General features: G+C 70.1%; 15 protein-coding genes. 12 read left to right on the top strand and 3 right to left on the bottom strand.

Annotated features, from left to right (window positions below; all coding sequences use genetic code 11):
• Positions 1-13: 13 nt before the first annotated feature.
• From KDN32_RS17450 to KDN32_RS17400, 11 genes are all read left to right on the top strand, one after another.
• Positions 14-1492 carry an aldehyde dehydrogenase family protein gene (locus KDN32_RS17450; protein WP_211733528.1) on the top strand — a complete coding sequence of 493 codons (1479 nt, stop codon included), beginning with the start codon at positions 14-16 and terminating at the stop codon, positions 1490-1492.
• Positions 1489-3204, top strand: coding sequence for a choline dehydrogenase (gene betA, locus KDN32_RS17445; protein ID WP_211733527.1), 1716 nt, complete (start codon positions 1489-1491; stop codon positions 3202-3204). The genes KDN32_RS17450 and betA overlap by 4 nt, the downstream gene beginning before the upstream one ends.
• Before the next feature lie 58 nt (positions 3205-3262).
• A complete protein-coding gene (gene betT, locus KDN32_RS17440; protein WP_211733526.1) occupies positions 3263-5293 on the top strand; it encodes a choline BCCT transporter BetT in 2031 nt (676 codons plus the stop codon).
• Positions 5294-5477: 184 nt separating this feature from the next.
• Positions 5478-6503, top strand: a complete 1026-nt coding sequence (locus KDN32_RS17435) for a quaternary amine ABC transporter ATP-binding protein (RefSeq protein WP_249217250.1) — start codon at positions 5478-5480, stop codon at positions 6501-6503.
• Positions 6500-8623: an ABC transporter permease gene (locus KDN32_RS17430; RefSeq protein WP_307854188.1), complete on the top strand. Its 2124-nt coding sequence runs from the start codon at positions 6500-6502 to the stop codon at positions 8621-8623. The genes KDN32_RS17435 and KDN32_RS17430 overlap by 4 nt, the downstream gene beginning before the upstream one ends.
• Positions 8624-8680: 57 nt before the next feature.
• Positions 8681-9670: an ABC transporter substrate-binding protein gene (locus KDN32_RS17425; protein ID WP_211733524.1), complete on the top strand. Its 990-nt coding sequence runs from the start codon at positions 8681-8683 to the stop codon at positions 9668-9670.
• A 139-nt stretch (positions 9671-9809) separates the two neighbouring features.
• Positions 9810-11525: a BCCT family transporter gene (locus KDN32_RS17420; protein WP_211733523.1), complete on the top strand. Its 1716-nt coding sequence runs from the start codon at positions 9810-9812 to the stop codon at positions 11523-11525.
• A 152-nt stretch (positions 11526-11677) separates the two neighbouring features.
• The gene (locus tag KDN32_RS17415; RefSeq protein ID WP_211733522.1) at positions 11678-14203 is read left to right on the top strand and encodes a GcvT family protein; all 2526 of its coding nucleotides are present in this window, start codon (positions 11678-11680) and stop codon (positions 14201-14203) included.
• 67 nt (positions 14204-14270) lie between these two features.
• Complete coding sequence (locus tag KDN32_RS17410) at positions 14271-15047, top strand: electron transfer flavoprotein subunit beta/FixA family protein (protein ID WP_211733521.1); 777 nt, start codon at positions 14271-14273, stop codon at positions 15045-15047.
• Positions 15044-16024: an electron transfer flavoprotein subunit alpha/FixB family protein gene (locus tag KDN32_RS17405; protein WP_211733520.1), complete on the top strand. Its 981-nt coding sequence runs from the start codon at positions 15044-15046 to the stop codon at positions 16022-16024. Before KDN32_RS17410 ends, KDN32_RS17405 begins: the two co-directional genes overlap by 4 nt.
• A gap of 170 nt (positions 16025-16194) precedes the next feature.
• The gene (locus KDN32_RS17400) at positions 16195-16446 is read left to right on the top strand and encodes a hypothetical protein (protein WP_211733519.1); all 252 of its coding nucleotides are present in this window, start codon (positions 16195-16197) and stop codon (positions 16444-16446) included.
• 81 nt (positions 16447-16527) lie between these two features.
• On the opposite strand, the gene KDN32_RS17395 is transcribed toward KDN32_RS17400, so the two are convergent.
• From KDN32_RS17395 to KDN32_RS17385, 3 genes are all read right to left on the bottom strand, one after another.
• Positions 16528-17784: an HNH endonuclease signature motif containing protein gene (locus KDN32_RS17395; RefSeq protein WP_211733518.1), complete on the bottom strand. Its 1257-nt coding sequence runs from the start codon at positions 17782-17784 to the stop codon at positions 16528-16530.
• A 353-nt stretch (positions 17785-18137) separates the two neighbouring features.
• On the bottom strand, positions 18138-18371 hold the full coding sequence (locus tag KDN32_RS17390) for a hypothetical protein (protein WP_211733517.1): 234 nt from the start codon (positions 18369-18371) through the stop codon (positions 18138-18140).
• A gap of 350 nt (positions 18372-18721) precedes the next feature.
• Entirely contained in the window at positions 18722-19015 is a 294-nt protein-coding gene (locus KDN32_RS17385; RefSeq protein WP_211733516.1) for a hypothetical protein, read from the bottom strand.
• A gap of 1010 nt (positions 19016-20025) precedes the next feature.
• Here KDN32_RS17385 and KDN32_RS17380 point away from each other — a divergent pair.
• A complete protein-coding gene (locus KDN32_RS17380; RefSeq protein ID WP_211733515.1) occupies positions 20026-20208 on the top strand; it encodes a hypothetical protein in 183 nt (60 codons plus the stop codon).
• The last annotated feature ends 188 nt before the right edge of the window (positions 20209-20396 follow it).

Raw genomic sequence — 20396 nt, 5'->3', positions numbered from 1 at the left:
GAGCGAGGCGACCGTGGCCGACCTGTACATCGACGGCACCTGGACCCCGGCCCGCGGGGGTGGCCAGCGAGAGATCCGCTGCCCGGCGGACGGCTCCCTGGTGGGCGAGGTCGCGGAGGGGGACGCGGGCGACACCGACCTCGCGATCGCCGCCGCGCACCGTGCGTTCCACGACGGACCCTGGACCGGCTGGTCGAACCGCGAGCGCGGCGACCTGCTGCTACGCGTGGCCGACCTGCTCGAGCGCGACCGCGACGTGGTCGCCCGCGCCGAGGCGCTCGACACCGGAAAGCGCCTCGTCGAGGGCGAGTACGACGTCGACGACGTGGTCTCGGTCTTCCGCCACTTCGGTCGCGCTGCCGACGCCGACGGCGGCCGGGTGGTCGACACCGGCAACCCGTCGGTCGTCAGCCGCGTGGTGCACGAGCCGGTCGGGGTCTGCGGGCTGATCAGCCCGTGGAACTACCCGCTCCTCCAGACCGCGTGGAAGGTGGCTCCCTGCCTGGCCGCGGGCAACACGTTCGTGCTCAAGCCCAGCGAGATCACCCCGCACACCTCGGTCCACCTGATGAAGGTGCTCGAGGAGGCCGGGCTCCCGCCGGGCGTCGGCAACCTGGTGCTGGGCGAGGGCCCGGCGGTCGGGGCGCCCCTCGCGGAGGACCCGCGCGTCGACCTCGTGTCCTTCACCGGCAGCCTCGCGACCGGCAAGCGCCTGATGGCCGCCGCCTCGGGCACCGTCAAGCGGGTCGCCCTCGAGCTCGGCGGCAAGAACCCCAACATCGTCTTCGCCGACGCCGACTACGACACCGCGCTCGACTTCGCGCTGACGGCGGTCTTCCTGCACTCCGGCCAGGTCTGCTCGGCCGGCGCGCGGCTGATCGTCGAGGAGTCGCTGCACGACCGGTTCGTCGACGACCTGGTGGAGCGGGCCCGGCAGATCCGGCTGGGCGGCCCCTTCGACGAGTCCGCGGAGACCGGGCCGCTCACCAGCGCCGCCCACCGCGACAAGGTCGAGGCCTACGTCGCCGCCGGGCTGGAGGCGGGCGCGGTGCTGCGCTGCGGCGGCGCCCGTCCCGACGACCCGGCGCTCGCCGACGGCTTCTACTACCTGCCGACGGTGCTCGACCGCTGCACCAGCGACATGAGCGTCACCCAGGACGAGTCCTTCGGCCCGGTCCTCACCGTCGAGACCTTCACCGACGAGGCCGAGGCGGTGCGGATCGCCAACGACTCCATCTACGGCCTGGCCGGCGCGGTGTGGACCCAGGACGCCGGCAAGGGCCAGCGCGTCGCGGCCGGGATGCGGATGGGCACCGTCTGGATCAACGACTACCACCCCTACGTCGCGCAGGCGGAGTGGGGCGGCTACAAGCAGTCGGGCATCGGCCGCGAGCTCGGGCAGGCGGGCCTGGAGGAGTACCGCGAGACCAAGCACGTCTGGCACAACATCGCACCCGAGCCGCAGCGGTGGTTCGGAGGAGGGGAGTCATGAGCGAGAAGTCCTACGACTACGTCATCGTCGGGGGCGGCTCGGCCGGGTCGGCGCTGGCCAACCGGCTCTCGGCGGACCCGTCGACCACCGTGCTGGTCCTCGAGGCGGGGCGGACCGACCGCTTCGACCCGCTCATCCACGCGCCCGCCGCGCTGCCCTTCCCGATCGGCAACCCGCTCTACGACTGGAGGTACGAGTCGGAGCCGGAGCCCGCGATGGGCGGGCGCCGGGTCTACCACGCGCGCGGCAAGGTGCTCGGCGGCTCGTCCTCGATCAACGGGATGATCTTCCAGCGCGGCAACCCGATGGACTACGAGCGGTGGGCCTCCGAACCGGGCATGGAGGCGTGGGACTACCGGCACTGCCTGCCGTACTTCAAGCGGATGGAGTCGCTGATCATGCCGGACGGCATGGTCGGCGCGGACGCGTGGCGGGGCGGCTCGGGACCGCTCAAGCTCGAGCGGAGTCCGGCGACCAACCCGCTCTTCAGCGCCTTCTTCGAGGCCGCGCAGCAGGCCGGCTACCCGCTGACCGACGACGTCAACGGCTACCGCCAGGAGGGCTTCGGCCGCTTCGACCGCAACATCGTCAAGGGCGTGCGGATGTCGGCGGCCCGCGCGTACCTCCACCCGGTGATGGGCCGCAAGAACCTCACCGTCGAGACGTTCGCCCACGCCACGAAGGTGCGCTTCGACGGCACCCGGGCGGTCGGCGTCGACTTCCTGCGCGCCGGTCGCCGGCACCAGTCGGTCACCGCCGGCGAGGTGATCCTCTGCGGCGGCGCGATCAACACCCCCCAGTTGCTGCAGCTCTCGGGCATCGGCAACGCCGAGCACCTGCGCCCGCTCGGCGTCGACATGGTGCACGACCTGCCCGGGGTGGGGGAGAACCTCCAGGACCACCTCGAGGTCTACATCCAGTACGCCTCGCTCCAGCCGGTGTCGATCGTCGAGGGCCTCAAGTGGCACAACCGCCCGCTCGTCGGGCTCGAGTGGCTGCTGAAGCGGACCGGCACGGCCGCGTCCAACCACTTCGAGGGCGGCGGCTTCTGCCGGTCCAACGAGGACGTCGACTGGCCCAACCTGATGTTCCACTTCCTGCCCATCGCGATCCGCTACGACGGGTCGGCGCCGGCCGGCCAGGACAAGTACGCCCACGGCTACCAGGTCCACATCGGCCCGATGTACGCCGACACCCGCGGCTGGGTGCGGATCGCCTCGACCGACCCGCGGCAGAAGCCGAAGATGCTGTTCAACTACCTCTCGACCGCCAACGACAAGCGGGAGTGGATCGAGGCGGTCCAGGTCGCCCGCAGCATCCTCAACCAGCCGGCGTTCGCGCCGTTCAACGGCGGTGAGCTCTCGCCGGGACCGTCGGTCGAGACCGACGAGGAGATCCTCGACTGGGTGCGCAAGGACGCCGAGACCGCGCTCCACCCGTCGTGCACCGCGAAGATGGGCACCGACGAGATGTCCGTCGTCGACCCCGCCAGCATGCAGGTCCACGGCACGGAGGGCCTGCGGGTGGTCGACGCGTCGGTCTTCCCCTACGTCACCAACGGCAACATCTACGCCCCCGTGATGATGGTCGCGGAGAAGGCGGCCGACCTGATCCTCGGCAACACGCCGCTGCCGGCCGCCGACGTCCCCTACTACCGCCACCGCGACGACAGCCCGCTCCACCCGCCCGGGGACCCCCGCAACGCCATGTGAACGGACGCAATGTGAGCCGACGCCCTGTGAACGCACCCGCACCACATTGGAGGTCCCGATGACCGCACAGCTCGACGCCGACGCCACTGCCGACACGGAGCCCGACACCCCCGGACCCTCGGTCCGCTGGCCGGTCTTCATCACGTCCTTCGTCGGGGTCTGCCTGGTCACCCTGTGGGCCGTCGTCGCTCCCGCCAACGCGGAGAAGGTCATCGGCGACGTGGTCGCCAGGGTCGGCACCGGCTTCGGCTGGTTCTACGTCGCGCTGGCGACGGTCGTCGTCGGCTTCGTGGTGTTCCTGGGCGCCTCGCGCTACGGCAACATCCGGCTCGGCCCCGACCACGCACGACCCGAGTTCTCCACGTTCGCGTGGGCGAGCATGCTCTTCGCCGCCGGCATCGGCACCGACGTGATGTTCTACTCGGTGATCGAGCCGGTCTCGCACTACACCGCGCCCCCGGTCGGTGAGCCCGGCACCGTCGACGCGGCCCGCGACGCCACCGTGTGGACGCTGTTCCACTACGGCATCACCGGCTGGGCGATGTACGCGCTGATGGGCCTGGCCCTCGGCTACTTCTCCTACCGCAAGAACCTGCCGCTCGCGGTGCGCTCCGCGCTGCACCCCGTCTTCGGCAAGCGGATCGACGGCACGCTCGGCCACGCGGTCGACACCGCCGCGGTCCTCGGCACGATCTTCGGCGTCGCCACCAGCCTCGGCATCGGCGTGGTCTTCCTCAACGTCGGGCTCAACGTGATCTTCGGCGTGCCGGTCGGCACCGGCGCGCAGGCGGCGCTGGCGATCCTCGCGGTGACCGTCGCCGCGGTGTCGGCCACCACTGGCGTCGACAAGGGCATCCGGTTCCTGTCCCAGCTCAACGTGCTGCTCGCGCTGGCGCTCGCCGGCTGGGTGCTCGTCACCGGGCGGACGTCGTTCCTGCTCAACGCGGTCGTGATGAACGTCGGCGACTTCGTCCGCTCGTTCCCCGCGAAGACGCTGGAGACCTTCGCCTTCACCGACACCCAGGACTGGATGCAGCTCTGGACCCTCTTCTTCTGGGCCTGGTGGGTCGCGTGGGCGTCGTTCGTCGGCCAGTTCCTCGCCCGGATCTCCCGCGGGCGCACGATCCGCCAGTTCGTGCTCGGCACGATGGTGATCCCGTTCAGCTACATCGTCATGTGGATCTCGATCTTCGGCAACGCCGCCATCGACAAGGTGCGCGGAGGTGACGACGCCTTCGCGGAGGCGGCCGTCGACTTCACCGGCGTCGGGTTCTACGACCTGCTCCAGGACTACCCGCTGGCCAGCGCGGTCGTGTTCGTCGCGTTCCTCGTCGGCCTGCTGTTCTACATCACCTCGGCCGACTCCGCGGCCCTCGTCATGGGCAACCTGTGCTCGGAGCTGCACGACGTCCAGCAGGACTGCGCGGCGTGGCTGCGAATCAGCTGGGCCAGCGTGACCGGCCTGCTCACCGTGGCGATGCTCGCCGTCGGCGGCATCCTGGCGCTGCAGTACGCGACGATCATCATGGGCCTGCCGTTCGCCTTCGTCCTGGTCCTCGTCATGTGGGGCCTGTTCCGCTCGCTGCGCGAGGAGGGCCGCAAGGTCGACGGCGCACGCGACATCGCGCCGCTGCTCTCGGCCCGTACCGCCCAGCCCGAGGGCGGCCGCAAGACCTGGAAGGCCCGCCTGGCCAGGACGATCAACTTCGTCGACGACGAGGACGCCGCGGCCTACCTCGCCTCGACCGTCGAGCCCGCGCTGGTCGAGGTCGCTGACGAGCTGTGCCGGATGGGAGTGCCCGCGACCGTGACCGACGGGGGAGCGGTCGGCACGGGCACCCTGCCGTGGGCCGAGCTCGCGACCGACGCGGAGGAGGGCCACTTCGTCTACCGCGTGGTCGTGCGCCGCTCGCCGGTGCCGACCTACGGCGGCCGGATGATCGGCAACCGCGACCAGTACGCCCGGCTCGAGGTGCACCTCGTCGACGGCGGCCAGGACTACGACGTCATGGGCTACACCCCCAAGCAGGTCATCCACGACTGCCTCGACCAGTACGAGCGGCACCTCGCGTTCCTCCGGCCCGTCTGAGGGGCCGACCACCGTCTGAGGAGGGTCAAGGCTCGGCACCAATGCGGTGACGACCCTTGACTCACGGGGGACCTCGCAGGATCCTTCGCTAGTCCGGCCAGTTGCGCTTGGGGCAACTGGTTGCGACATGCGCAACAGGCTGCTCCTCGACCCGAGTGCGGCCGCGGACACGCGAGGAGCCCCCATGACGGCAGCCCTGTCGGTCGACAGCCTCTGGAAGATCTTCGGACCGCGCTCGGACAAGATCATCGGCACGCCCGACGCCGAGCTCTCGCGGGCCGACCTGAAGGCCAAGACCGGCAACGTCGTCGGCGTCAAGGACGTGTCCTTCGACGTCGCGCCGGGCGAGGTGTTCGTCGTGATGGGCCTGTCCGGGTCGGGCAAGTCGACGCTGGTGCGGCTGCTGACCCGGCTCATCGAGCCGACCAGCGGGTCGGTCCAGCTCGGCGGGGTCGACATCACCACCGCCTCGGCCGCCGACCTGCGCGAGGTGCGCCGCAAGCAGGTGTCGATGGTCTTCCAGCACTTCGGCCTCCTCCCGCACCGCCAGGTCATCGACAACGTCGCCTACGGACTCGAGGTCCGGGGCGTGCCGAAGAAGGAGCGCCGCGCCAAGGCAGCCGAGATCGTCGAGCTCGTCGGCCTCGCGGGCTACGAGAAGTCCTACCCCGACCAGCTCTCCGGCGGCATGCAGCAGCGCGTCGGGCTGGCGCGCGCCCTGGCCGGCGACCCGGAGATGCTGCTGTTCGACGAGCCGTTCTCCGCGCTCGACCCGCTGATCCGGCGCGACATGCAGAACGAGGTCATCCGGCTGCACAGCGAGCTCGGCAAGACGATGGTCTTCATCACCCACGACCTCGCCGAGGCGCTCAAGCTCGGCGACCGGATCATGATCCTGCGCGACGGCGCGATCGTGCAGGTCGGGACGCCCGACGAGGTGGTCGCCCGCCCGGCCGACGACTACGTCAAGGACTTCGTCTCCGAGGTGCCCAAGGCCCACGTCCTCACGCTGAAGTGGGTGATGCGCGAGCCGCGCCCGGGGGAGGCGCTCGACGGACCGACGCTGCCGGTCACCACCGTCGTACGCCAGGCCGCGCGGGCCGCGATCGCCTCCGACGCCCCGATCCGGGTCGTCGACGGCGACCGGATGGTGGGCGTGGTCGACGAGGAGGACATCATGCGCGTCGTCGTCGCCGAGGAGGAGGCGTGACCGAGGGCGGGCTCGGGTCCGCCGGCGCCGGCGCCATCCGCTCCCGGGGCTACGTCGAGAGCCAGAAGCTCCAGCACCCGCCCGAGAAGCGGCCGGTCGAGCCAGACGCGGCACCGCCGGTCGTCGAGGACTCCGGCGTCAGCCGCTGGGTGCCGGCCGCGGCGGTCGTGGTCGTGTGGGTCGTGGTCTGGGCGTTCACCGAGGGCTCCGACACCCTCGACCTGCCCAACCTGTCGCGCACGGCGCTCCACGACCGGCTCACCGACATCCAGAACTCGCTGCTCGAGGGCCGCGCGACCAACCCGGTCATGCAGTTCACCAACGCGATCGCCGACGCGTTCCGCAGCACCGTCGACTGGCTCCAGCGACTGGTGTCGAAGCCGTCCTTCCCGCGCCCGGTTCCCGAGGTCGGCTGGCTCGGCGTCACCGCCGTGGCGACCTACGTCGGCCTGGTCGTCGCGAGCTGGCGGATCGCCCTGCTGGTCCTCGGCTCGTTCCTCTCCTTCGGGGTCCTCGGCTTCTGGGACGACTCGATGGACACCCTCATCGTGGTGCTGATCTCGGTCGTCCTCGCGATCGTGATCGGCATGCCGCTCGCGGTCTGGATCGGCACGAACAACCGCGCCAACGCGGTGGTCACGGTGTTCCTCGACCTCATGCAGACCATGCCGACCTTCGTCTACCTGCTGCCGATCGTGCTGTTCTTCGGCATCGGCACGAGCGCCGCCGTCGTGTCGACCCTGATCTACGCACTGCCGCCGCTCATCCGCATCGCCGGCTTCGGGATCCGCGAGGTGCCGACCACGACGATCGAGGCGACCGACTCCTCCGGCCAGACGTACTGGCAGCGGCTCACCAAGGTGCAGCTGCCGATGGCGCGCAAGACGATCATCGTCGGGCTCAACCAGACCACGCTCGCCGCGCTGTCGATGGCGACCCTGGCGTCCTTCGTCGACGGCCCCGGGCTCGGCAAGCCGGTGCTCCAGGGCCTGCGCGTCAACGACGTCGGCACCGCCTTCGTGCCGGGCGTGCTGATCGTGGTGATGGCGGTGATGCTCGACCGCACCACCACCGCCGCCAGCGAGCGCTCCGAGCGCGTGGCCCGCGGCGGCGGGGATCCCAACCGCCTGCGCCGCCGGGTCGTGGTCGTCGGGGGAGCGGTGGTCGCGCTCGTCGCGGTCTACCTGTCCCGCACCTACGTCAGCCTCGCCGAGTTCCCGACCTACAGCATCGGCGCACGGATCAGCAGTGGCGTCACCGACGTCGTCAACTGGATCAAGGACACCTTCGGCGGCGTCACCGGCGGGATCAAGGACGGCGTCACCGAGTACGTCCTCAACCCGGTGCAGTCGCTGCTCGCCGAGTCGCCCTGGTACGTCTCGTTCGTCGCGATCGCCGCGCTCGCGCTGGTCTTCGGCGGCGTGCGCGCCCTCGCGATCAGCGTGGTGTGCCTCGCCGGCATCTGGTACCTCGACCTGTGGCACGACGCGATGATCACGCTCAACATGACCCTGGTCGCGACCGTGCTGGTGATGGTGCTGGCCCTGGTGTTCGGCGTGTGGATGGCCCGCGACAGACGCGTCGACCTCGGCATCCGGCCCCTGCTCGACGCCGGCCAGACGATCCCGCCCTTCGTCTACCTGATCCCCGTGCTCGCCCTCTTCGGGCCCTCGCGCTTCACCGCGATCGTCGCCGGCATCGTCTACGCCGCCCCCGCCGCCATCAAGCTCGTCGCCGACGGCGTCAAGGGCGTCTCGCCGACCACCATCGAGGCCGGCCGCTCCACCGGCCAGACGACCTGGCAGGAGATCACCAAGGTCCAGCTGCCGATGGCCAAGGGCTCGATCGTGCTGGCCACCAACCAGGGCCTGCTCTACGTCCTGTCCATGACCGTGATCGGCGGCCTCGTCGGCGCCGGAGCCCTCGGCTTCGACGTGGTCTACGGCTTCTCCCGCAGCGAGGCGTGGGGCAAGGGAGCCGCCGCCGGCCTGACGATCGTGCTGCTCGGCGTGATGCTCGACCGGATCACCCGCGCCGCCGCCGACGTACGCCGCGACGACCGTCCCGGGACGCGTCGCGCCTTCAACCTCCGGCTGCCGATCGGCCCGCCGGGCAGCTAGCACCAGCACCACCCACCACCAGCCCAGCACCACCAGCCCCACAGAAGGAGCAGCACCATGCGCCACACCCCAAGCCGAGCGGCCCGCCTTGGCGCGCTCGCCACCGTCGCCGTGATGGCGCTCTCCGCCTGCGGCGGCGGGTCGATCGACGAGCAGACGCAGGCCAACGAGGAGAAGGCCGCATCGGGCGGGGGCGAGTGCGGCGAGCTCAACATGGCCGTCAACCCGTGGGTGGGCTACGAGGCCAGCGCCTACGTCGTCGGCACCGTCGCCCAGGACCAGCTCGGCTGCACGGTGAACTACAAGGAGCTCAAGGAGGACGTCTCCTGGCAGGGCTTCGGCACCGGCGAGGTGGACGTCGTCATCGAGGACTGGGGCCACCCCGACCTGGAGAAGAAGTTCTTCGCCGACTCCGGCGACGGCAGCGCCGAGGACTTCGGCCCGCAGGGCAACGTCGGCATCATCGGCTGGTTCGTCCCGCCGTGGCTGGCCGAGGAGCACCCGGACATCCTCGACTACAAGAACCTCAACAAGTACGCCCAGGAGTTCGCCACGTCCGAGTCGGGCGGCAAGGGCCAGTTCCTCGGCGCCGACCCGTCCTACGTCCAGTTCGACGAGGCGATCGTGTCCAACCTCGACCTCGACTTCCAGGTCGTCTACTCCGGCTCCGAGGCCGCCTCGATCGAGGCGTTCCGCAAGGCCGAGGAGAACAAGGAGTGGGTCATCGGCTACTGGTACGAGCCGCAGTACTTCAACGCCGAGGTCGCGATGCAGCGCGTCTCCCTGCCGCCCTACACCGACGGCTGCCAGGACGACCCGCAGAAGGTCGCGTGCGACTACCCCGAGACCGAGCTGAAGAAGATCGTCGGCACGGACTGGGCGGCCTCCGACTCGACCGCGGTCGACCTGGTCAAGAACTTCACCTGGACCAACGAGGACCAGAACGTGGTCGCCGGCTACATCGCCGCCGACGGCATGTCGCCGGAGGACGCGGCCGCGAAGTGGATCGAGGAGAACCAGGACAAGGTGGACGCCTGGCTGGGCTGAGGATCTCGCACCGCCCCGGTCGGGAGCCTTGACGCCCGACCGGGGCCGCGCGACCGTACGAGGGATGCACCGACGGACGACGTCGCGCACGACGCGGCGGGATGGGTAGGCATCGATGGCGATCAAGGATTCTCCCGGAGTGCAGCGCGAGAGCGCCCAGCCACCGCCCGAGGGGAGGGACGGCCACCTCCCGCTCGACAAGGTGACCTTCGGCGTCGCGGCCGGCGTCGCGGTCGCGTTCCTGCTGTGGGGGACGCTCGACTCCGAGGGCATGGGCACCGGGACCACCAAGGTTCTCGGCTGGCTGGAGTCGACCTTCGGCTGGCTGTTCATCCTGGTCAGCGCGTCGTTCCTGCTCTTCTCGGGCTACCTCGCGACCACCCGCTACGGCAACATCAAGCTCGGCCCGGACGACTCGGAGCCGGAGTTCTCCACGTTCTCCTGGGTCTCGATGATGTTCGCGACCGGCATGGGCATCGGCCTGATGTTCTGGGGGGTCGCGGAGCCGCTGACCTACCTCACCGCGACCGACGCCAGCAGCATCCCGCCCGGCCGCGGTGACCCGTCCACGCCCGACAGCGCGCGGGTCGCGATGGAGTACGCCTTCTTCCACTGGGGCTTCCACCCCTGGTCGATGTACGCCGTCATCGGCCTCGCGATCGGCTACTTCGCCTACCGCAAGGGCACCGGCAACCTGGTGTCCGGCGCGTTCGGCCCGCTGCTGAAGGGACGCGAGAAGGGCGGCGCCGGCAAGGCCATCGACGTGATCGCCATCTTCGCCACCCTCTTCGGCTCGGCCACCTCGCTCGGCCTCGGCGCCCTCCAGATCACCGGCGGCCTCGACGACGTCTTCGGCAGCGGCGACTCGAAGTGGCTGACCGTCGTCGTCATCGCCGTGCTGACGCTGTGCTTCGTGCTCTCGGCGGTGACCGGCATCGAGAAGGGCGTCCAGCTGCTCTCCAACGCCAACGCGATCGCGGCGGTGCTGCTGGTGTTCTTCCTCTTCGTCGTCGGCCCGACGGTCTTCATCCTCAGCACCTTCACCGAGTCGCTCGGCGGCTACCTCACGCACCTGCCGACGATGTCGTTCCGCACCGGCGCCTTCGGCGGCAGCGAGTTCCTCAGCACCTGGACGATCTTCTACTGGGCGTGGTGGATCTCCTGGACGCCGTTCGTCGGCATGTTCATCGCCCGCATCTCCAAGGGCCGCACGATCCGGCAGTTCGTGGTCTACGTGATCCTCGTGCCGAGCGTGGTCTCGTTCGTGTGGTTCTCGATCCTGGCCGGCGCCGCCTTCGACCTCCAGCTCTCCGGCGCCAAGGACCTCGGCGCCGTCCTGGTCGACGAGGGCACCGAGAGCGCGCTGTTCACCACGCTGCGCGAGTACCCGCTCGCGAGCATCACGGTCGTGCTCGCGGTCTTCCTCGTGGCGATCTTCTTCATCACCGGCGCCGACTCCGCCTCGATCGTGATGGGCATGCTCAGCCAGCACGGCAAGGAGGAGCCGATGCGCTGGCTGGTGATCTTCTGGGGCGTCGCCCAGGGCGCGGTCGCCGCGGTGCTGCTGTTCTCCGGCGGGCTCGGGGCGCTGCAGACACTGGTGATCATCGTCGCCGGGCCGTTCATGCTGGTGATCTGCGCGATGTGCGTCTCGCTGATGAAGTCGCTGCGCGCCGAGCCCTACGAGTCGACCCTGCCCTCGCGGGTGCGCAAGGCGGTGCTGCACGCCCAGCACTACGACTCCATCGAGAACCAGACGGTCGCGCTCGCCGCGCTCGGGGCCGACCCCGAGGAGGTCACCGGCGACCCGATGCCCGAGGTCGACGTGGAGGGTCGCCCGACCAGCGCGGGCTGATCCGGCCCCTCTCGTTCCCCTCGACCTGACCGGTCCACCGTGGCCCCCGGTTGCTTGACAGCCACCGGGGGCGCGGCCGTACATTTCTTGCGTCGCACATGACGCAACACGTTGCGTGATACGCAACGTTCGTTCCCACGCAGGAGGCACCCATGGCCGAGGTCCCCGCGACCGCCGACGTCGTCGTGATCGGAGCCGGCATCGTCGGCAACAGCCTGGTGCACCACCTCACCCGGCTCGGCTGGAAGAACGTCGTCCAGATCGACAAGGGGCCGCTGCCCAACCCGGGCGGCTCCACCGGTCACGCGTCCAACTTCATCTTCACCGTCGACCACTCCCGCGAGATCACCGACATCACCCTCGACTCGGTCGCGCAGTACAAGGAGATGGGCGTCTTCACCGAGTCCGGCGGCTTCGAGATCGCGCGGACGGAAGAGCGGATGGAGGAGCTGCGCCGGCGCATGTCGAGCGCGAAGGCGTGGGGGATCGAGGCCGAGCTGGTCAGCCCGGCCTTCGTGAAGGAGAAGGTCCCCTTCATCGAGGAGGACCAGTTCATCGGCGCCTTCTGGACCCCCGGCGTCGGCGTCGTCGACTCGCTGCGCGCCGGCACGATCATGCGCGAGCGCGGCCTGGCGACCGGCGAGCTCACCGTCGTCCCGACCGTCGAGGTCACCGGCCTCGACACCGAGGAGGGCCCGAACGGGCGCCGCCGCATCACCCGCGTACGGACCACCGGCGGCGACATCGAGGCGCAGGTCGTCGTCATCGCGGCCGGCGTGTGGAGCCCCAAGCTCGGCGACATGGCCGGCATCTCGATCCCGCTGACCCCCGCGGTGCACCAGATGATCAGCGTCGGCCCGTGCCCCCAGCTCGCCGAGAAGGAGGGGGAGATCTCCTTCCCGATCGTCCGCGACATGGACACCTTCTGCTACGAGCGCCAGCACGGCGCCGACATGGAGGTCGGGTCCTACGCCCACCGCGCGATCCTCCACGAGCCGGAGGACATCCCCTCGATCGAGCAGGCCAAGCTGTCGCCGACCGAGATGCCGTTCACCGAGGACGACTTCGACCCCCAGCTGGAGCAGGCCTACGAGCTGATGCCGGAGCTGCTCGGGGCCGAGGGCGCGGAGATCCGCTACGCCATCAACGGGCTGCTCTCGCTGACCTGCGACGGCAACCCGATCCTCGGCGAGAGCGAGGTCGCCGGCCTCTGGACCGCCGCCGCGGTGTGGATCAAGGAGGGCCCCGGCGTCGGCCGCGCGGTCGCCGAGTGGATGACCCACGGCCACTCCGAGATCGACCTCCACCACAGCGACATCGCCCGCTTCCACACCCACCAGAAGCGCCGCGAGCACACCCGCCTGCGCACCACCGAGTCGTTCATCAAGACCTACGGCATCGTCCACCCGGCCGAGCAGTACGAGTCCGACCGCGACCAGCGGCTCTCGCCGATGCACGACTCCCAGGCCAAGCTCGGCGCCGTCTTCTTCGAGACCGCCGGCTGGGAGCGCCCGTTCTGGTACGAGTCCAACGCCGGACTCGTCGAGACCTACGGTGACGCCGTGATGCCGCGCGAGCACGAGTGGGACTCGCGCTGGTGGAGCCCGATCATCAACGCCGAGCACCTCCGGATGCGCGAGGCCGCCGCGGTCATCGACCTGTCGGCGTTCTGCATCTTCGACATCGAGGGTCCCGACGCCCTCGACGTCGTGCAGCGCACGTGCGTCGCGCAGTGCGACGTCGCGGTCGGCAAGGTGATCTACACGCCGGTGCTCGACGCGAAGGGCGGCTTCAAGTCCGACCTGACCGTGATGCGGCTCGGCGACGACCACTTCCGCGTGGTGACCGGCGGCGCGCACGGCATGGCCGACCGCGCCTGGTTCTCCGGCCACCTGCCGGAGTCTGGCAGCACGACGCTCACCGACCTGACCGACGACGTCTCCACGATCGGCATCTGGGGTCCGAAGGCGCGCGAGGTGGTCGCCTCGCTGACCTCCGACGACGTGTCCGACGGCGGCTTCGGCTTCCTGACCTGCCGCGAGGTGTCCATCGCCGGCATCCCGGTGCTCGCCTCCCGGATCTCCTACGTCGGCGAGCTCGGCTGGGAGCTCTACGTCGCGATGGACCGCGCGGCCGAGCTCTGGGAGGCGCTGCTCGACGCGGGCGCCCCGCACGGCGTCGTGCCCGCCGGCATCGGCGTCTACGGCACCACCGGCCGGATCGAGAAGGGCTACCGCGCCTACGGCGCCGAGCTCGACTCCGAGCGCTCCATCGTCGAGGCCGGCATGCAGCGGCCCAAGGTCAAGGCCGCCGACTTCGTCGGCAAGGAGGCCTACCTCGCGCAGCGGGAGGCAGCGCCGCAGTCCGTGCTCTGCACGCTGACGGTCGACGACCACACGTCGGCGTCCGGGGTGAAGCGCTACATGCTCGGCGGCGAGCCGATCCTGACCCGCGACGGCGGGACGCTCACCGACGGCCACGGCCACCACCCGTACGTCACGAGCGCCGGCTCCGCGCCCTCGCTCGGCACGCACGTGCTGCTCGCGTACCTCCCCCCGGCGGAGGCCGTGATCGGCAACCAGCTCGCCGTGTCCTACATGGAGGAGCTCTACCCGGTGACGGTCGGCTCGGTCGACGCGACGCCGCTCCTCGACCCCTCCAACGAGCGCATCCGATGAACCACCCCACGACGTTCTCGTCCTCCCCCGCTGCGCTCCTCCGTCCGACATCGCCGAGGGGACCCCAATGACTGTGAACCCGTTGGTCTGCGTGAAGCGGGTCGTCGACTCCTCCAGCGAGGTCGTGCTCACCGAGGACGGCCAGGGGGTGGACGGCCGCTTCGCCGGCTTCACCACCAGCGCCCACGAGGAGTGCGCGGTCGAGCTCGCGGTGCGGGTCGCCGCCGACCAGGGCGGCGGGGCGACGGTCGTGACCCTCGGCGACGCCGACGCGGTCGAGCAGCTGCGCTCCGCGCTCGCGGTCGGCTGCACCGCCGCCACCCACGTCCTCGCCGACGCGCAGTCGTTCGGCCCGGCCGACGTGGCCCGCGAGCTCGCGGCCGTCGTCCGCGACCACGAGGCCGCCGGCACCCCCCACGAGCTGGTCCTGCTCGGCAACGACGCCGCCGACAGCGGCGACCACCAGGTCGGGATCCGGCTGGCCCACGAGCTCGGCTGGCCGGTCGTCAACGGCGTCAGCACCGTCTCGGTCAGCGGCGGCGAGGTGACCGCCAGCGGCGCCGGCCCCGACGGCCACGAGACCTACCGGGTGCCCCTGCCCGCCGTGGTCACGATCCTCGAGGGCGGCGTCGAGCCGCGCTACCCGACGGTGCCGGGCCGGATGAAGGCCAAGAAGGCGCCGATCGAGGAGCGCCGGCCGGCCGCCGACCCGGTCGGACCCTCACGCGTACGCCTCGTCCTCCCGCCCCCGTCGCCCTCCTCGGTCGAGGTGCTGGGTGAGGGCGCGGCCGCCGCGCCCGCGGTGGTCGACCTCTTCGAGCGGCTGGGGGTGCTGGCCCGATGATCGTCGTGCTGGTCGAGGTCTCGCCCGCGGGCGAGGCCGTCGAGACGTCCCGCGAGGCGATCACCTTCGCCCGCGACCTCGCCGCCGCCGGCGGTGGCATCCCGATCGACGTGGTCGTGGTCGGCGAGCCCGACGACGCCCTCGTCAAGGTGCTCGCGTCCTACGGCGTGCGCCGGATCCACGCGCTGACCGGTCCTGCGTTCGAGGCGTTCTCCGGTGCGGCCTGGGCCACCGGCGTCGAGCACGTACGCGCCAGCGCGGGCGCCGTCGTCGTGATGGCCTCCGGCACCCCGCGCGGCAACGAGGTGCTCGCCCACCTCGGCGCGCGCGCCGGCGTCCCGATGGCTGCCAACGTCGTGTCCTTCGGCGGGCTCTCGCCGTTCACCGTGACCCGCCAGGTCGTCGGCGGCTCGGCGCTCGAGGAGATGCAGCTGTCGCAGCGCCCGGCGCTCTTCACCGTCGCCGGACACGCGGTCGAGGCGCGCCCCGCCGACGTCTCCGGCACCGGCGAGCTGGTCGTGGAGATGCCCGACGTCCCCGCCGCCGACCTCGTCGCCCGCGTGGTGTCGACCGAGGAGCCCGAGCCCGACCTGTCGGGGACCCTGAAGTCCGCCAAGGTCGTCGTCGGCGCCGGCCGCGGCGCCGGCTCGGCCGGGGGCTTCGACGACCTGCTCGAGCTCGTCGACCTGCTCGACGCCTCGCTCGGCGTCTCCCGCGTGGTCACCTCGCTCGGCTGGCGGCCGCACCACGAGCAGGTCGGCCAGACCGGCAGCCGGATCTCGCCCGACCTCTACATCCCCTGCGGCATCAGCGGCGCGATCCAGCACTGGGCAGGTTGCAGCACGGCGAAGGCGATCCTCGCGATCAACACCGACCCCGACGCCCCGATGGTCACCAAGGCGACCCACGCCGTGATCGGCGACCTGCACGAGGTGGTCCCGGCGATCAACGCCGAGATCCGGAGGCGGCGGGGCTGAGTGGATGGCCTGCTGGTCCTTCAGTAGGCAGTTCGGCGGGCTCGGCTGCGTTGGACCGCGTGGTCGCCTGCCCGCGGCTGCGAACTGCCTATTCGCGGCGGTGACTGTTCATCCGGTGCTGGACGCGTGAGGCGTTCCGCGAGGCAGGTCTGTCGGCGTACGCTCGTGGCATGACCGGGTCGGAGAGCACCAGCACGCGAGGGCGTCCGCTCGTCGCGGTCCTCGCCGTCCTCTGGGTCGGGCTCGGGTTCTCGGCGATCGACGACGGCGACATGTGGCGCGGCGCGGCCGGGGTCGCGCTCGGCGCCATGACCGCAGCGACCTACCTGTGGCCGGACTCGCGGTTCACCACCTACATGGAGAAGCCGCTCTTCCGGCGGAAGAAGCACGCCGAGCAGGTCGGTACGCCCGACCGAGGCTGACCCGCACGGCCGTTGGTCGAGGAGGTCGCGCAGCGACCGTCACGAGACCCCCGAGCTGTCGCCAGGTGCCAGCCGGTCGGCCTACGTCCGTCGGTGGAAGGTGACCTGGTTGTCCGCGTGGACCGTCTTGGCGTAGCGCGGGTCGTGGGCGAGGCGGTGGTGGCGCGGACAGAGCAGCCGGCCGTTCGTCAGGTCTGTGCTGCCGCCGTTGGACCAGGGGTCGTCGTGGTGGGCGTGGCAGCCGGAGGCGGTGGTCTCGCAGCCCCGTGCGGTGCAGCCGCCGTCCCGCAGCCCGAGCGCGATCCGCTGCGACTTGGTGAACAGCCGTCGCGTGCGGCCCATGTCGAGAACCCGGCCCTCACCGTCGAGGACGACGGGGATGATCCCGGCCTCGCAGGATAACCGGCGCGCCATCGCCGCGGACATGCGGGTGCCGTCGTCGAGGAGCGCGGTGGCGTGCTCGCCGAGGAGCTGCTCGAGGGTCATCGTGATGACGATGGTGGCGTTGACGCCCGCGGTCTGCGGGGTCGCATCCGTGGGGTAGCGCTCGATGTACTCGATGAACGCCTCGCCCATCCGGCGGCGCAGCGGCTTCCAGCTGCCGTGCTCGTCGCGGAGCTCGTCGTCGGTGTGGCGGGCGGGGTTGGCGAGGGCCTGGAGGTGGCGCCAGAGCATGGCGCCGTTGTGGGACGGGAGGACGAAGCTGCCGTGGCAGCGACCTTCGCCGTCGTCCCTCATCGTGAACTCGGCCCCGGCGTCCGCACGCGCCTCTTCCCTCGCGAGGGTCGCGGCCTCCTGCGCCTCGCCGAGCTCGGGCGCGACGATCTCGAGGATCCGCCGCCCGAGCCGACGCAGCGCCTTGGCGTCGTGCTCGTCCGCGGCGTTCAGCAGGTGGTCACGCGCCTGGGTGCGGGCGGACGGGTCGATGATCCGGGTGGTGCCGTCACTGGTCTTCACGCTGAGCGGGATGGCGTCGACGGCGGCGACGATGACCCGCGCCTGCTCCACCCGGATCCGCCCGTCGGCGAGGGCCTGTCCGGTGGGGGCGTGGAGGTCGTCCTCGAACGCTCGGCCGAGCTTGGTGAGGCGGGCTGCTTCGGCGTGGGTGTAGCGGCTGCGGCCGGCCCACCACTGATGGGTGTGCCGCGCCCCGGTCGCGTCCCCGAGCCGCCGCTGGTCTGCTTCCGCGGCGGCGCGGCACACCTGCCGCGTCAGCCGACTCGACTCAGTCGTCAGCTCATCGAGCACCTTCGTCACGTCCGCGTCGCCGAGGCCGCTCAGCGACAGCCCGCCCAGCTCGGTCAGGGTCGCGTGCACCCGCGCCAGCACCGCGGCCACGACCGGCGACGCGGCCGGGTCGGTGCCCGGGGCACGCCACTCACCGACACGCCCACCTTCGTGGGGTTCTTCGACTGGTAGAGCACTCACAGCACTGGCCCTCCCGCACCCCTGCGTGGGCGCGTCGACAACTACGGTCGTGGGTCAATGTCGTCAGGTGTGTACAGCCAGATGCTGGCCTCAAGGAAGGACCCGAGCTCGCTCGCTCGAACACCTCAGACGCTACGGCAAGCCACCGACAACGGCCCTCGCGTCGTCCCCAAGCCGGGAGGACAGCGGGCGTCAGCGAAGGGCAAGTTCCGAGGATCTGCCCATAACGGCGTGGGCGCCGCAGCATTCGCGGCGGAATGTCGCTACTGCCCTGACCGAATCCAACGCTTGAAGCGCATCCGGCGTGACACATGTGGGGATGTGACCACTGACGCATCGCCCTCAGTTCGTTCAGCGTGACGCAGGTAGATCGTCCGAACAGCCACATAGTCGTTCGCGTGATCGCTGAGCAGCAATGCGAACTCGATGAGCACCGACACCACGACCAGCTGCCAAAAGGCCGGGTTGGAAACGTCGATGCCGTCCGCATCAGTCACGAGCCGCCATGTTGCTGGAAGGCTAACGCCGAGCCATGCGCCGCCAATGACGCCGAGCGCTTGGCCAGCGATGACTGATCGGCGCTGACCGCGAAACGCCAAGCGAGCGTATGCAGCGGCTTCGCTCTGATGCATCGGTGATGGGCCAGTGGTTGTGGGACGTGGCCATCGTTGCTCCCGAAAAGGCCACGACGAACTGAGTTCTGCGAGCCGCTCCGGAGTGGCGTGGACCAGCAGGGGCTTTCCTCGCCCGTCTCGATACTTCGTCCAGGCGACGTACGCGCTACGTGCGGACAATGCTCCTGCGGCGAGGAATCCCGCAAGGGCAACCAGCTGCACCATCGTCAGTATCACAACGAGTCGTCCTCGATCGCCGGCGGGACTTCATCTCGACCGAGCATCTGAATGATTGCGAGCAAGGGGAGGCCCGCAAGAAGAGCCCATGCGCCACCGCTCATCGCGAGATCGCTGATCTCTGCGGTTTTCGCGGGCGCAAGATCCGCACGCCGTGCGAGCGATAGCGCGACTCCGCCAGCAAAGGCGATGCACGCAACCGTTGCCAGAGCCCAAGCGCAAGATCTCAAGAGCCACCGACTTGGTTGATTGACGAATAACCGGTTGTCTGACGCGGCGTCGTTGGTCACGGCCCCATCATCTGACAGACCGCTTGAGACTCCGCGGCCGGCCCTGCTGCCGGCGTGAATTGCGGCGGTAAGACGCGGGCGGCAGAGGCTCTCTATGACGGACCCAAGAGACAACCAACTGCGATTGTCGTACGGGTCTGAGAGAGTCGCGCCGTGATTCCGCCAGAAGTAGCAGCACGACAACAAGACGCCTTGCAGAAGGCACTCGAGTGGGCACACGTGCTCGTGTGGCAGGCCGATCGACTGCACGAGGCAGAGTCCCGAGTGGTGTCTGCGAACGCCTCCCGACGACAGGGGACGACGTATATGCACGATCACAGCCGGCCCTTCTTTGAACTGCGGGCTGAGAAGCACTTCCTGTTGATCGCCGCCAGGCAGTTGGCTAGAGCGCTCCAGATTTACGGCGACCGCAAGCGTGTGCCTCGCCTCGGCACGATTCTTAAGCGATGATCGACCTTCGCAATGCGCTCGAGCACTGGGATGGGGTCTCGGCCGAGTCGTTTGAGACGCGACACGGAGATCGGCCTGACCATCACCAATGGGGTCGAGGTGGCACGTTGCTAGCCGGCGTGCTTGAGCTGGATGACTTGGCGGCATGGGCCGTAGAGGTCGAAACGTACTTGCTGGAGGCGTCAGGACAGTCGTGACGCCAGAGCGGTCATGCTGGACACGCTGCGGAATGCCCCACTCGTCGCAGATGTCCGGGTCCACGCGATTCCGCGCGGATAGCCTTCGCGAGTGGACATCTGGAAGTTGTACGAGACGTACGCGACTCCAGAGAGTCGCAGTCCGCTCTCTGACGAACAGCGGCAGCTGCTCGCCGTGTGCGACTTCCGTCAAGAGGTGAACGCGGGAGGGTTTGGCGGCTACCGTGTTTCTGGGGCGCAGACACCGCTGCTGATGCACTTGCGATCTTGCCTCGCGCTCTGGGTGAGCCGTGGCGACAGGTTTTGACGGAGGCCTAGGAGCTCTGCGGTGCTGCGAACCTTTCGACCGACGAACGTGCCGAGGTGCTCGACGGTGCCGAGGGGGCCAGCGAAGTGTTGGGCTTGCTCGATGACCGCTTCTATGAGTTGGAAGGGACGCAGGACGCGGATTCCGCCCTCGGCCACCTTGCGGATGAGTTCAGCCCGTGGCCGGGAGCGGAGGCATCGAAGGCCAAGCGCGGCTTCTGGCCTCAAAAGTCGAACTAGTGATCCACGGCCGCGTGGAAATCAGCTGACGGTGCTGTCGTCCCCGGCGGGCGGCCCAATGTTGCGCCGCGGACGGTACGCGGCGCCATGACGCAGCGGAGGGCCGCAGGCCCCCTCGACTGGCTCGCCGCAGACCAGGAGCACGACCAAAAAGTCAGGTGGCCCACCGACGCGACCCCAGCCAGGGC

The organism is Nocardioides palaemonis (genome assembly GCF_018275325.1).
Lineage (GTDB): Bacteria > Actinomycetota > Actinomycetes > Propionibacteriales > Nocardioidaceae > Nocardioides > Nocardioides palaemonis.
The sequence above is the reverse complement of the archived record's forward strand: the minus strand, read 5'-3'. Positions and strand labels throughout refer to the sequence as shown.

Coding starts and splice junctions, on each gene's coding strand:
- KDN32_RS17415 (WP_211733522.1), top strand. CDS start 11,678: ATGGCCGAGGTCCCCGCGACCGCCGACGTCGTCGTGATCGGAGCCGGC.
- KDN32_RS17400 (WP_211733519.1), top strand. CDS start 16,195: ATGACCGGGTCGGAGAGCACCAGCACGCGAGGGCGTCCGCTCGTCGCG.
- betA (WP_211733527.1), top strand. CDS start 1,489: ATGAGCGAGAAGTCCTACGACTACGTCATCGTCGGGGGCGGCTCGGCC.
- KDN32_RS17425 (WP_211733524.1), top strand. CDS start 8,681: ATGCGCCACACCCCAAGCCGAGCGGCCCGCCTTGGCGCGCTCGCCACC.
- KDN32_RS17405 (WP_211733520.1), top strand. CDS start 15,044: ATGATCGTCGTGCTGGTCGAGGTCTCGCCCGCGGGCGAGGCCGTCGAG.
- KDN32_RS17410 (WP_211733521.1), top strand. CDS start 14,271: ATGACTGTGAACCCGTTGGTCTGCGTGAAGCGGGTCGTCGACTCCTCC.
- KDN32_RS17435 (WP_249217250.1), top strand. CDS start 5,478: ATGACGGCAGCCCTGTCGGTCGACAGCCTCTGGAAGATCTTCGGACCG.
- betT (WP_211733526.1), top strand. CDS start 3,263: ATGACCGCACAGCTCGACGCCGACGCCACTGCCGACACGGAGCCCGAC.